This is a genomic window from Rhodococcus sp. P4_F3_2 (genome assembly GCF_056401335.1).
Window position 1 is genome coordinate 223,758 of the sequence record NZ_JBFUJN010000003.1, and the last position, 13,906, is coordinate 237,663.

At 59.5% G+C, this 13,906-nt stretch carries 12 protein-coding genes; 10 read left to right on the forward strand and 2 right to left on the reverse strand.

The window, feature by feature from the left end; genetic code table 11:
• Positions 1-18: 18 nt before the first annotated feature.
• From AC1DWA_RS05130 to AC1DWA_RS05150, 5 genes are all read left to right on the forward strand, one after another.
• Positions 19-495: a hotdog fold domain-containing protein gene (locus tag AC1DWA_RS05130; RefSeq protein ID WP_003940943.1), complete on the forward strand. Its 477-nt coding sequence runs from the start codon at positions 19-21 to the stop codon at positions 493-495.
• 85 nt (positions 496-580) lie between these two features.
• On the forward strand, positions 581-1,105 hold the full coding sequence (locus AC1DWA_RS05135) for a chorismate mutase family protein (protein ID WP_019747551.1): 525 nt from the start codon (positions 581-583) through the stop codon (positions 1,103-1,105).
• Positions 1,102-3,186 carry an aminodeoxychorismate synthase component I gene (gene pabB / locus AC1DWA_RS05140; RefSeq protein ID WP_477846110.1) on the forward strand — a complete coding sequence of 695 codons (2,085 nt, stop codon included), beginning with the start codon at positions 1,102-1,104 and terminating at the stop codon, positions 3,184-3,186. The genes AC1DWA_RS05135 and pabB overlap by 4 nt, the downstream gene beginning before the upstream one ends.
• An 8-nt stretch (positions 3,187-3,194) precedes the next feature.
• Positions 3,195-4,073 carry a prephenate dehydrogenase dimerization domain-containing protein gene (locus AC1DWA_RS05145; protein WP_477846111.1) on the forward strand — a complete coding sequence of 293 codons (879 nt, stop codon included), beginning with the start codon at positions 3,195-3,197 and terminating at the stop codon, positions 4,071-4,073.
• Between the two features lie 6 nt (positions 4,074-4,079).
• Complete coding sequence (locus tag AC1DWA_RS05150) at positions 4,080-5,057, forward strand: diiron oxygenase (RefSeq protein WP_070386150.1); 978 nt, start codon at positions 4,080-4,082, stop codon at positions 5,055-5,057.
• A 121-nt stretch (positions 5,058-5,178) separates the two neighbouring features.
• Here the strand turns inward: AC1DWA_RS05150 and AC1DWA_RS05155 are convergent, their stop codons facing one another.
• Entirely contained in the window at positions 5,179-6,036 is an 858-nt protein-coding gene (locus tag AC1DWA_RS05155; RefSeq protein WP_020906890.1) for a glycosyltransferase family 2 protein, read from the reverse strand.
• A gap of 404 nt (positions 6,037-6,440) precedes the next feature.
• On the opposite strand from AC1DWA_RS05155, the gene AC1DWA_RS05160 reads away from it, so the two are divergent.
• From AC1DWA_RS05160 to AC1DWA_RS05180, 5 genes are all read left to right on the forward strand, one after another.
• Positions 6,441-7,412 carry an ATP-binding cassette domain-containing protein gene (locus AC1DWA_RS05160; protein ID WP_029254910.1) on the forward strand — a complete coding sequence of 324 codons (972 nt, stop codon included), beginning with the start codon at positions 6,441-6,443 and terminating at the stop codon, positions 7,410-7,412.
• Positions 7,409-8,272 carry an ABC transporter permease gene (locus AC1DWA_RS05165; protein WP_477846112.1) on the forward strand — a complete coding sequence of 288 codons (864 nt, stop codon included), beginning with the start codon at positions 7,409-7,411 and terminating at the stop codon, positions 8,270-8,272. The genes AC1DWA_RS05160 and AC1DWA_RS05165 overlap by 4 nt, the downstream gene beginning before the upstream one ends.
• The gene (locus AC1DWA_RS05170; protein ID WP_029254908.1) at positions 8,269-9,129 is read left to right on the forward strand and encodes an ABC transporter permease; all 861 of its coding nucleotides are present in this window, start codon (positions 8,269-8,271) and stop codon (positions 9,127-9,129) included. Before AC1DWA_RS05165 ends, AC1DWA_RS05170 begins: the two co-directional genes overlap by 4 nt.
• Positions 9,130-9,247: 118 nt before the next feature.
• Positions 9,248-10,285, forward strand: coding sequence for an alpha/beta hydrolase (locus tag AC1DWA_RS05175; RefSeq protein WP_020906886.1), 1,038 nt, complete (start codon positions 9,248-9,250; stop codon positions 10,283-10,285).
• An 87-nt stretch (positions 10,286-10,372) separates the two neighbouring features.
• A complete protein-coding gene (locus tag AC1DWA_RS05180; protein WP_046378249.1) occupies positions 10,373-11,275 on the forward strand; it encodes an esterase/lipase family protein in 903 nt (300 codons plus the stop codon).
• A gap of 172 nt (positions 11,276-11,447) precedes the next feature.
• Here AC1DWA_RS05180 and AC1DWA_RS05185 read toward each other — a convergent pair.
• The coding region (locus tag AC1DWA_RS05185) for an amino acid adenylation domain-containing protein (protein ID WP_477916496.1) at positions 11,448-13,906 on the reverse strand (2,459 nt) is incomplete at its 5' end.

Consider the following 13,906-nt stretch of genomic DNA (forward strand, 5'->3'; position numbering starts at 1 on the left):
CAGAAGTAAGATAGTCCGATGACTACTTCCAGCCCCACCTATCGCGGATGGCAGAAATTGCCGGACAACGCCCTCGGACATGCAGTTTTCTCGGCGGCGATGTCCATTCGCGTGCCCTACTTCGCCTCCGTTCTCCCCCGGGTGACCAAGTTGGAACCGGGCCTGTGCGAGGTCCGCTCCCCCAAATGGTGGGGCGTCCACAACCATCTCGGCACTTTTCACGCCATCGCAGCATGCAATCTCGCGGAGGTCGCAATGGGCATGCTGAGCGAAGCGACGGTTCCGAACTCGCATCGCTGGATCCCCAAGTCCATGAAGGTCGACTACCTCGCCAAGGCCGAGACCGGCCTGCGGGCGGTCGCCCGACTCGAGACTTTGCCGGACTTCGCGGCGATCGAGAGTGGCACGGAACTTCTCGTTCCCATCTCGATCTTCGACCGGGGCGGCAAGGAAGTAGTCCACGCCGAAATCACCACCTGGGTCTCCCCGAAGTAGGCACTCACGAACCCGCCTGCATCGCAACCTGATTCGACCGCCAAACAGGTTTCGCAGAATTAGGCACCACCGCAGGTTTCGGCGAATGACGATCGTGGAACACCTCCCCGAACGGCGATGGTCGGTCGGGGTGCCGGTGTCCGGAGGTGGGTTGCGTTCCGGGCACCACATTGTCGACCTCGCGTCACGCCGAGCACCGGGAGGCCTCGTGGAAGAGTTCTTGACCACAACGAGTTCCGAAGCAGGCACGCAGACCTCGTCGTATCCGGACGAGGCCGAGGGATTGGACAGCTTCCGGCGCGACCTCGACGCCATCGACGCTCTACTTCTCGAGACGGTGCGGCAGCGGCTGGAACTCTGCCTACGCATCGGCGAGTGGAAGCGCTCCCGCGAGGTTCCGATGATGCAACCCGGCCGCGTCCGCCTCGTGCAGGAGCGGGCGCGTGAATTCGCCCGTAGACACGACCTCTCCCCCGACTTCTTCAACGCCCTGTACGAGCTGATGATTGCCGAGACCTGTCGACTCGAAGACCTGGTGATCAACGCACCTGTTGAGGAGGAGGACACTGTTCGGGAATCCGTCGGACCGAGATCAGGATCATCGACATGAGTTCCCGCACCCTTCTGGTGGACAATTACGACTCGTTCACCTACAACCTGTTCACCCTGTTGACCGAGGTCAACGGGGTTGTGCCGACCGTGGTCCGCAACGACGCGGATTGGGATTCCATCGATCTCGCGTCATACGACAACGTGGTCATCTCCCCAGGTCCCGGCCGGCCGGATCGCGACCGTGATTTCGGAATCAGCCGCCGTTTCATCGAAGAAGCGCCTCTCCCACTTCTCGGTGTCTGTCTCGGCCACCAGGGCCTGTGCGAGTTGTTCGGCGCGGACGTGGTCGTTGCGCCCGTACCGATGCACGGCCGAATTTCGCTGATCGATCACGACGGCTCGGGCATCTTTGCCGGACTTCCGTCGCCGTTCCGAGCTGTTCGCTACCACTCGTTGACCGTCGAGAATCTGCCGAACGCCTTCGTTCGCACCGCGTGGACGTCCGACGGACTGCTCATGGGTGTCCGGCACCGGACCAAGCCGATGTGGGGCGTTCAGTTCCATCCGGAGTCCATCAGTACCGAGTTCGGCATAGATTTGCTCGCGAACTTCCGCGATCTGTCCGTCGGACGCACTCTGGATTCGGTGATCCGACCCGAACCGACTTCGCAAACACCCGACCTGCGGCCGGCGATCAACTACGACGTCGACGACGTGACTCTCGATTTTGCAGTGGACCCGTCTGCGGCCTATGCAGCACTGTTCGCCGACGGCCCGAACGCGTTCTGGCTGGACCGCGCGGCAACCGCAGAGCCGAGTGCGCGCTTTTCGATTCTCGGCGATTCGTCGGGGCCGCTGGCCGAGTTCATCACGTACGACGCGCAAGCCGAGGTACTGACTGTCAGCCGAAAAGGCTTGTCCGACGAGCACATTCGAGTTCCGTTCTTCGATTACTTGCACGCACAACTCGCGACGCGCTTCGTGCCCTCGCATCCGGAACTCGACTTCAACCTCGGCTACGTGGGCTACCTCGGCTACGAACTGAAAGCACAGACCGGAGGAAGGGCAGTCCATCCGGCACCCACTCCTGATGCCGCTCTGGTGTTTGCCGATCGCGCCGTCGTCATCGATCACACCGTCGGCCGCACTCACGTTTTGAGGTTGCGCGAGAAAGTCCGGGACGCCGGCTATGACGATTGGCTCGAATCGACCGTCGACACCTTGGCGCGGATCGGCGCGGACCTTCCGGAACGCACCCCGGTTCCGCTGATCAGCGACACCGTCTGGACGCAGGCTCGCCTTCGGCATGATCGCGATCAGTACCTGTCGTTGATCGGAACGGCCCTCTCGGAGATCCGGGCAGGTGAGTCCTACGAGGTGTGTCTGACCAACATGGCGAGCGTCGACGAGACGATCGATGCACAGCAGGCGTTCGAGTATCTGCGCTCGATCAATCCGACGCCGTACAGCGCACTTCTCGACTTCACCGGCATCTCGGTGGTCTCGGCCTCGCCTGAGCGGTTCCTTCGTGTCGACTCGGACGGCAACGTCGAGTCCAAGCCGATCAAAGGGACCCGTCCGCGCGGCGTCACCCGAGCGCGTGATGCTGCGCTACGGCAGGACCTGCTCGACAGCGAGAAGGACCGCGCCGAGAACCTGATGATCGTGGACCTCACTCGCAACGACCTCACCAAGGTCTGCGTTCCGGGAAGTGTCCACGTTCCGAGGCTGTTCGCGATCGAGTCGTACTCGTCCGTTCACCAAATGGTGTCGACGGTGCGTGGACATCTGAGCCCGGGGTCGTCGGCGGTGGACTGTGTCCGCGCCGCGTTCCCCGGCGGATCGATGACAGGTGCTCCGAAGGTACGAACGATGGAGATCATCGACCGCCTCGAATCCGGCCCACGTGGGGTCTACTCGGGATCGATCGGGTACTTCGCCCTCGGTGGCGCCGCAGACCTCTCGATCGTGATCCGGTCGCTGGTCTGCACCGAGAGCGGCGTGACCTTCGGAATCGGTGGTGCCATTACAGCGTTGTCCGACCCGGAAGAAGAATTCGACGAGACAACGGTCAAGGCGTCCACTCTGCTCCGTGCACTCGATGCGGTGTCCTCGCGGGTCCTCGAGTACGGCGGGTAGATCCAGCCATGACGGCGGCATCAGGCACAGCGACGGTTGTCGGCGGGCTGGGTGCCGTCGGATCCATGTTCGTCGAACTGCTTCGCGCCGGGGGGGCGACGGTCACCGTCGTCGACCCAGCAGGCAGCGGTCCTGACGGAGATGTAGTCGTCGGAGACATCACGAAACCCAGTGACCGGGTCCTCGCACACGTGGAGTCCTCGAGCGTCATCGTGCTCGCCGTTCCCGAACAGGTCGCTCTAGCCGCACTACCGAGCCTTCGAACATCCGGTGCTCTCGTTGTGGACACGCTGTCGGTCAAATCGCGGATGGACGCAGCAATCGCCGACGCCGGCCGAGAAGGGGAGTTCCTCGGACTCAACCCCATGTTCCGTCCGTCGCTCGGCCCACGCGGTCGGGCCGTCATCGCAGTGCCGTACGTCGACGGTCCGCAGTCCGCCAGATTCCTCGACGTCGTGCGCTCGTGGGGAGCGTCGGTCGCGGTGATGGACGCCGATCGTCACGACCGGTTGGCCGCGGCTACCCAGGTTCTGACACACGCGTCGGTGCTGGCTTTCGGCGTTGCCCTGGCCGAACTCGGAGTTTCTGCGGACGAACTCCTCGCGGTCGCCCCTCCCCCGCATCGGACCTTGCTCGCGCTCCTGGCGCGGATAGCCGGCGGCGAACCGGAGGTGTACTGGGACGTACAAGCGGGCAATCCGTATGCAGGTGCGACACGAAAAGCACTGTTCGATGCCACCTCACAGGTGGACACGGCGGCCGAGACGCTCGGCGACTTCATGACGCTGATGAAATCCGCCGAGGCAGCGCTCGACGATCACTCCGGCGAATTGAACGCGGAGTGCCAGAGCTTGTTCGATCGCATTGCCGAAGGGCACAGAGAGTAGGGAACGATGAGACCTGGAGTGAGTCCGCCCAGCCTCCCGGAGTACGACGCCTCGGATCCGGTCGAGAGTGCAATCGTCAGTCGGCTTGCGAGCAATTGGGCGCGCCGGGCAACCGTGAAGAAGGCGGAGCCGGAACTGGACGATCTCTTCGATTCGTCGTTGTCCGACTACCCCGAAGCACTTCTCCCGTTCGCGGAGCATCCGACCTACCTGGCATTGAGTCCCGAGCAGAAGCAACGCCTGCAAGCCTGGGCATGGATCGCGTTCAACAAGAACGTCATGGACATCGAGAAGTACGTCGTCAATCCCGGCTTCGACGTTCTCGCCGAAGACCGACTCGGCGTCGGACTCGGAGATTGGGCTGCAGTGGCCGTCAATCAGGCGATGGTCGACGAGCAATATCACACGCTCATGCACTTCAATGCCAGTTCAGCGACCCGTCGAGGCAGGGGCTGGGCGCTTCCGTCGAAGGCACTGCCAGACGTCCTGACGGTCCGCACGCGGGCGCAAGCCCTCGACGCAGCCGAGGGGCCTCGCAAGATCGCCCTGACACAGTTGGCGTTCATGACCGTCGCCGAGGTGTCGATCACCGCATACCTCGACCTGATCTCGGATGACCCGGGCGTGCAGTCGATCAACCGCGCGACGATCCGGTTGCACGCTCGCGACGAGTACTGCCATGCCTCGATTGCCGGGGAACTAGCCGTGTTGGTCTGGGATTCCCTGGATCGTGGAGATCGCAGCTATTTATTGGAAGGTTTCGAGGACGCGATGCGTGCGTTCAGCGGGACCGACTTCGGCGCGTGGCGAGCAATCATGGAAATTGAAGCCATACCTGGAGGACGGAAGATGCTCGATGATGTCGCATTGGAACCGCGCAACGAACTGTTCGTGCAGGACTACAGTGGAATAACGTCCCTGGTCCAAAAGCTACAAGTTGCACCGGAAGTAACAATCGCAGCGGAAAAATATTCCGCCAGTTAATCCCGTGCAATAAAAGAAATAGTTCGCAACGAACCCGAACCAGTAATTGTCCGCAATTATCGGGCACTCCCGATTATTCAGCTAAACACGAGCATTCTCGAATAAATACCGGACGGATTTATCAAGAAAAGACGGGAAGATCCCGCGCCCGCTGCCTCCGACCCAAGACCCGAGAAGAGAGTTGTCCGGAATTCTTGTCATACATTCGATAAAGAGGCCACAAGATTGCATGCAGAATACTGTCCGCTGCGATCAAGAATGTTAACTTCCAATTCGATACACCATGATGCTCGAGGGTTTTCTTCGATGCTCGATTATATCGTGCATACACGCGCGGCGAACTAACTCCACGCCTACCCGAAACCTTTGCGGCCATGCTCGAGATCTGTCCCACTGCGCAACGAACATGCGCCATGCAGAGGGATAGATCGATATCCTCGTGAATGTCGGTTCGATCGCTGACCGCATCCCTAACGGCCAACCAAGCCGACCGACGCATCGCCATGTTACTGCCTGGAACTGCAACAACGGGCCGAACTGCCCCCTGGGCCCCGCGACCGAGTCGCCAATTCGTCCATCGGCGCTGAAGGCCGGCGATCGGAGATTCATAAAGGTAAGTCAGGCCAGTTACGCCCGAGAAATCGTCGCGACGCTCGAAGAATTCGTGAACCGCAACGGCCCAGTTTTCCCCCACGATCGTATCCGCGTCGATACGTCCGATAATTTCTCCACTAGCCGCGTCAAACCCTTTGTTTCTCGCATGCACCACCCCGGGTCGGGATTCTTTGAGAAGCCGAACCTTGGGACAACTACTTTGATACTTCTTGATCAACTCGGAAGTGTTGTCCGAGGAATTATTGTCAACGACGATGATTTCGTCGACATATTCACCTTGAGCAATGAGCGCTTCGATGCACGTTTCGATGTATTCAGATTCATTAAAAGCCGGAACAACCACCGACAACGTCGCGTTCGCCATTTCCCAACGGTATCGCGAATCTCCCCACAAGACATTGAGCAGCGGGCCCAGAGGACCAACCGGAAGGAATCGGGGGACTTTCGTCACCGGTCAAATCAAAGACCTCCGGTCCGCGCAACCGAATACCCACCTGCGCAGATGCGTTGAAAATCCATTTGGTCATTCGTTCAATTAGAGGAGATCTTTACGTTACAAAGAATATTTGTGATTCTTGCCACAAGGTGAAATCGAAGGTGAGAGTTGCTGGCAGGAGCCAAATACCCCCTCTCACGCGTCCGATTGCCCGAGTGTCGGTTTGACCCTCCGGTAACATCTGAGCGGAGATCACGGATAGAAGACAGAAGGCATCTGTGCGCCCGTCGGGAGCGCGTGCCCGTTCCGACAATGCAGACAGCGGAGTGTTGATGCCCTTTTCCACGGACGCAGCGGTACTAGTGGAGGACGTACACAAGTCCTTCAAGAACGTGCACGCGCTGCGAGGGATCAACTTCACCGCCCCACGTGGGACAGTGCTCGGCATCTTAGGTCCCAACGGCGCAGGCAAGACAACGACGGTGAAGGTCCTCTCCACGCTCATTCGTCCCACCAGTGGACGCGCGATGGTGGCCGGCTACGACGTCGTGCGCAACGCTCCAGAGGTTCGACGCTCCATCATGATGACCGGGCAGTTCGCCGCCCTGGACGATTCTCTCACCGGCCGCGAGAACATCGAACTGTTCGGCCGCTTGATGGGACTCGACAGGATGTCGGCCAAGGTACGCGCCGCCGATTTACTCTCGCAGTTCGACCTCGTCGAGGCAGGATCTCGCGTTGTCCGGAACTATTCGGGAGGTATGCGTCGACGGATCGACATCGCCTGTGGGCTCGTCGTTCGCCCCGAGGTGGTTTTCCTCGATGAACCGACGACCGGCCTCGATCCGCGAAGCCGTCAGAGTGTCTGGTCACTGGTTCAATCTTTGAAGGAGCAGGGCATCACGGTGCTCCTGACCACCCAGTATCTCGAGGAAGCGGATCTCCTGAGCGACAACATCATCGTCATCGACAAAGGCGCGGTTATCGCTGAGGGGACTGCTGATCAACTGAAGGCTCGGACTGGCGCGAGCTTTTGCGAGATCGTGCCTTCAGACCTCAAGCAGTTGGCCCACGCGGTCCACGCTCTAGGAAATCTGGTGCCCCGAGACTTCCGCTTCGACCTGGCACAAGAGAGCGGCCGAATCGCTATCCCCGCGCCCGTCGGCGCCGGAACGCTCTCTGAAGCACTGCGCCGTCTCGATCATGCTCGGATACCGCTTGCCGACATCGCACTTCGCCGCCCGTCACTCGATGATGTCTTCCTCGCACTCACTGGCGAGCAGCATGTAAGTGGGACAAAGTGACGACAACAACCAAATTCGGGGTCGATCAGGTGGCTGTCCGTGGAGACACGCGCAGCAAGATTGCAGTCCCTGACGCCTTGAGCGTTGGCAAGCACCGCCGACCACACCCGTCAGCGATCAATCAGTGGTGGGTGTTGACGGCACGCACCGTCAAATCGATGGTGAAGCGCTATGAACTGCTCGTTGCAGTCATAGCACCGCTGATTTTCACGATCGGGTTCTACCTTCCTCTGAAGTTCGTCATGCAACTTCAAGGGATCAACTACGCGCAGTTCTTGATGCCGATCATCGTGCTGCAAGCCATGGCATTCACATCGATCTCGGCTGCTCAGATGTCGTCAACCGAATCAATCACCGGATTCAGCAACCGGATGAAAACCATGCCCGTCGTCGGCCCGATTCCGCTGCTGTCCCGTCAATCCAGTGGGTTCGTCAGATCAACAGTCTCGCTTGCTGCCGCATTGGCGTTCGGCCACTTGATCGGTTTTCGATTCTCAGCAGGAATCGGACAGGCCGTCCTGTTTTGCGCGGTCGCCTTGGCGTTCAGCACCTGCTTGTCCTTCGCCGGTGATGCGATCGGCTCACTGTCGAAGAGCCCGCAGGCCACCAGTCAAGCGCTGACATTGCCACAGTTGATTCTGGGGATGTTGTCCTGCGGTTTTGCGCCCGAGACTGGCTTTCCCGAATGGATTCGGCCGTTTGTACGCAATCAACCGGTATCGCAGTTTTCATTCGCCATGCGTGATCTTGCGCAAGGCGGGGTCACCTGGAGCGTCCTCTTTCCCGTCGTTGCCTGGACTATCGGCTTGATCGTCGTGTTCGCGCCACTCGCGTTCTGGGCAAGTATGAGGCGGTCATGAGCGAGCCGACAGATCGATTCATGGCTGTAGTCCGCCCGGTCGAGGGGTTCAACTTCCCTTACCCAGACAATGCGCTCCCCGAGAACTCGTTCAAGGCGCTGGTCGTTCACAGTGGAATTCAGGCCAAACGCCTGTTGCTCACCTGGCTGCGCGATCCATCGACCGCTATTCAGGCCCTCATTTACCCAGCATTCATGCTGCTGATGTTCCGGGTCGTATTGGGCAATTCGATTACGGCAGCAACCGGCCAGTCGAGTATTTTCGGGACCGTTCCACTGATCATCCTCGTCGGCGCAATGTTCGGGTCGATTGCAAGTGCGGTCGGTCTCAAAGGTGAACGCGCGTCCGGACTACTGAGTCGATTCTGGACGTTGCCTGCGCACCGCGCCTCTGGCCTCGTCGGACGCATGATCGCAGAAGCAGTCCGAGTTCTCCTCACGTCAATCGTGATTCTCGGCGTCGGCTACCTGTTGGGGTTCCGATTCAATCAGGGCCCGCTCGCGGCCTTTGCGATCTTGGCGTTGCCCGTCATTTTCGGCGTCGGTTTTGCCATGATGGTGACGGCCCTGGCCACGGTTTCCGACAACTTGCCGCTCGTCGAAATCGTATCCATCTCGTGCACACTGTTGATGTTCTTCAATTCCGGCTTCGTCCCTGTGATGGCCTACCCGAAGTGGCTTCAACCGGTGGTGGCAGAGCAACCGATGTCCGTCGCGATCGACACGATGAGAGGGCTGTCGCTAGGGGGTCCTGTGGCGGAACCCCTCGTCAAGACGCTGCTCTGGTCCTTCGGCATGATTCTCGTCTTCGTCTACCCAGCGATTCGGGGATACCGACGCGCCGCGGCGATGTCGTAACGAATACAGACCGCAAACCGACTTCACAATTCGAGAAACAAGTGGCACCAGGGATGAGCATCGATGTACCCGTGCCACGCAACGAGAGGTATCTAACTTGACGCGTACAAGGCAGTCCATGTGGAGGCGCGCTACCGGTGTCGCCGCGGTGACGATGGTGTGCGCTCTGGTTCCGGCCGGTATCGCAACTGCGTCACCTGTCGCTCACCAGGGCGGCGGAGATTCGGTGGAGTCCGTCACGAGTGGTTCTTACGTCGTCTCAGTCGAGCAAGTGAACGATCGCCAAAAGATCGTGAATGTATACGCGGCGTCGATGGACCGCGTTGTTCCAATTCAGGTCATCACTCCTGCCGATGACTCCGCACCCCGTCCCATCCTGTACCTGCTCAACGGCGCCGGTGGTGGACAAGATTCGGCTACTTGGGAGTACCAGACCGACGTCGTCGACTTCTTCCAGGACAAGAACGTCAACGTCGCGACGCCAGTTGGTGGCCGCCTGTCGTACTACACCGACTGGGAGAAGGAAGACCCGAAACTTGGTAAGAACATGTGGAGCACTTTTCTGGGTAAGGAGCTCCCTCCGTTGCTGAACAAGCAACTTGGCAGCAATGGCGAACAGTCCATTGCCGCAATCTCGATGTCGGGCACTTCTGTGCTCAACCTGGCGATCGAGTACCCAGGCTTTTACAACTCCGTTGCCGCATTCAGCGGATGTGCCCAGACCAGCGATCCGCTTGGCCAGCAGTTCGTCAAGACCACCACGGAGTGGATCGGCGGCGTTGACGACGTACAGAACATGTGGGGTCCGTTCGACGGCCCCGGTTGGCGGGAACACGACCCGCTTGTGAACGCTGAGAAGCTGCGTGGCACACAGATTTACATGAGCACCGGCAGCGGGCTCCCCGGTTTCCCCAATGACACCCCTGCAAATCCGCGCATCCAGGACGGTCGCGCTGCGATGTTCGACCAGATCGTTGTCGGCAGCCCGATCGAGCTTGCAACCAATCTGTGTACCTCCAACATGGCGAAGCGGCTCTTCGAACTGAATATTCCGGCAGTAGTGGATTTCCGTCCAACAGGTACCCATTCATGGGGCTACTGGCAGGACGATCTACACAAGTCCTGGCCATTCATCGCACAGTCTCTGGGCGTCTGATTCAAGTGCCTCGTGCTGGCTTCAACTCCAGCGCGAGGCACCGTTTAGCATCATGGGAGGAATGTAGCGGTGCGGTTCATTCGGATCATGCTGGTCGTACTGGGAACTTGCTTCCTGCTGTCAGGCACCTCCGTCAGCGCCCTAGCGGATGATCATGAGCCCAGCCCCGGTTTCGCCACTATGGGTCCATCGCCGGCCGGTTCGAACAACTGGAATTGCGTTCCGAGCGCCGAGCATCCTCGTCCGGTAGTTCTCATCCACGGAACAACCGCGAACATGGTTGATACATGGGCTGAACTTTCCCCGCAACTTGCTGATCTCGGCTATTGCGTATTTGCACTCAATTATGGAGGCGCACGGGAAATCTTCAATCCCAATGCTCTCCAATGGGGTATCAGGGACATTGCGACTTCAGCGAAAGAGCTTGCAACCTTCGTTGATTCAGTTCGCCGTTCTACGGGTGCAAGCCAGGTGGATCTCGTAGGCCACTCCCAAGGGGGAGTCGTCGCTCGCCAGTACCTGAAGTTCGACGGTGGTTCGACTCCGGAAGATCCGTCGAAAAACGCCGTCCATTCTCTGGTCACCCTCGGCGCTACCAACCACGGCACGACCTTCGGCGGCTTGCAAGCGAACGCTAAACAACTGTCAGATATGGGACTTCCCGGAGACCTCTTGGTTCAGGCGATCTGGGGACCAGCCGGTGTTCAACAACTTCAAGGGACACCACTGTTGGCTGAGCTCAATGCGGGCTCGGAAACCCAACCGGGAGTTACGTATACCGTGATCGCGACCGCTCACGACCAGATTTCAACCCCTCCGGAAGCTTCGTTCCTTACCGCAGGCCCCAATTCTGTTGTCAACAACATCTGGGTCCAGGATGGCTGCCCAGGCAACACTGCCTCGCATGCGGGTCTGGTCCGTGATGCGCATTCGTTGGACCTCGTAAAATCCGCGCTCGATCCGGAATTCACGCCGATCCCCTGCGCATAGCTGACTCAGACGTCGCGAAGGTCGCCGCAGAAGTTGAAATCGCACACTCGACAACCTCCGATCGACAAGCGTGTGCTGTCACGGGCGAACATGACCTCCTACACGGCCAGTCGGGAAGAGCGAAACATACGAGCCTGGCCATCGCCCGACCAGGCTCGTATGCGCCGGCTGATCAATCAGCGGCGCCACCGCGCAACACACGCTCAATAATCAGCCCGATAGCGCGAACGCCTTCAGGAGACATCATTTCCAGGTGGTGAACGTCGACCAATTCATCCGTCAGTCCTCCGTGCGCGTACGGACCCCAAACCTTGTCGGCTTGCTTCGCGCCCGAACGATCCAACGAACTCACGAAAGTGATCGGCCCCCCGACCGACTGCGGCCGATGGGCGTTGATCAGCTTCGCCGAAATCGCAATGCTTGTGAGCAACCGTTTGATCGCAGACGCATCGAGTCCGATTCTCTCTCCGTCGACAGCCGCCAAGATCTCTGCTGACCTCTCGACCGACAATTCATCGAGACTTTCGTTCTCGCCGAAGACAATCCCTATTGCAGCCAACTCAGCGCGCACCTGGACAGCATGCTCTGATTCGTCGCGTGTCTCCGGCGAACCGTCCAGCAAGATCAACGCCTCAACGATCTCGCCTCGCTCCTCCATCTTCGCCGCAACCGCTTGAGCGATGATCGCGCCGAGCGACCAACCGAGAATTCGGTACGGGCCTGACTGCTGAACCCGGGTGATCTCGTCCACGTAGCGATCTGCGTAATCGTCAAGGGATCGTCCCTGGAATGCCTCATCAGTCAGAACTGGGCTCTGCAACCCATAGAGCGGAATCGAACGGTCCACAACTGCCGCCAACGGTGCAAAAGGCCACGCCAGTCCAACGAGTGGATGAACACAGAACAACGGCACATCGCTCCCTGTCGTTCTCAGCGGCAGAAGCGTTCGTAGTGCATCATCGGTTTTCGCATCGAAGCCCACCCGAATTCCGAGCGCAATCCGTTCTGCAAGTTCGCTGACCGTCGAAGTCGCGAAGATGAGTCGCAGTGGGACCTCCACGGAAACTGCTGCGCTCAGCCGAGCTGCAACCCTCGCTGCGACCAATGAGTTGCCACCCAACTCGAAGAAGCTATCGTCCGCCCCGATTTCCTCGACACCGAGAATCTCCGAAAAGACGCTTGCGACAAGTAGTTCAGCTTCGGTAGAGGGAGCTCGGAACACCGCAACCTCGAACACCGGCTCCGGCAACAACTTCCGATCCAACTTCCCCGAAGCATTCAACGGCAACGCATCCAACACCACAAACTGCGACGGCACCATATACGACGCCAACCGCTCCCCCACACCCACCTTCACCACATCAACATCAACCGAAGACCCCACCGCAGCAGTGACATACGCAACCAACTGATCACGCCACACCACCACCACCACAGAACCCACACCCACCTGATCCCGAACCGCAGACTCGATCTCCCCCAACTCGATCCGCTGACCACGCAACTTCACCTGAAAATCACTACGACCGACATACTCGAGCTCACCCGACACACCGATCCACCGCACCACATCCCCCGTGCGATACATCCGCGAACCCACCCCACCGAACGGATTCGCCACAAACCGCTCCGCCGACAAATCCACCCGCCCGAAATACCCACGAGCGACCTGCACACCCGACAAATACAACTCACCCGCAACACCCACCGGCACCGGACGCAACCGCGAATCCAACACCAACACCGACGAATTCCACACCGCAGCACCCATCGGCACCACCACACCCACACCATCGAGCGGACCCGCCGCCGTCGCATGCACCGTGAACTCCGTCGGACCATACAAATTATGAACCTCAACCGACGGCAACACCGACAACACCCGACCCACCACCGACGCCGGCAACGCCTCACCCGCCGCGAAAATCACCCGCAACGAACCCAACCCAGCACCACCGAGACGCGAAATCGTCGCCTCCGACGTGTCGACAACCTGATCGACGAACACCTCCAACATCGACGGCACAAACGAAACCATCGACACCGACTCCGCCGCCACCACCGACGCCAAATACCCCGGATCCCGATGACCGTCATGAGTAGCCACCACCAACCGAGCACCCACCGCCAACGGAACAAACAACTCCCACACCGACACATCGAACGTCACCGGAGTCTTGAACAACACCACATCAGAACCCGACACCGCATAACGCTCCGCCAACCACGACACCTGATTGACCACACTGCGATGACTGACCGCCACACCCTTCGGCCGACCCGTCGACCCCGAAGTGAAAATCACATACGCCGTATTCCCCGACCGCAACGGCGCAACACGATCCACATCCAACACAGGCGCACCCGAAAAACCAGACACATCAACAACATCAACCTCGACCACCGGCACCACACCAGCATCGAAACCAACATCAGAAGTACTGACCACACACACCGGCGACGCCGCCGCCAACACATACCCATTACGCTCCGCAGGCTGATCCGGATCCACCGGAACATACCCACCACCAGCCCTGAGCACACCGTAAACCGCAACCAACAAATCAACCGACCGACGAACCGCAACACCCACCAACGACTCCGGCCCCACACCCACCGAAACCAAATACC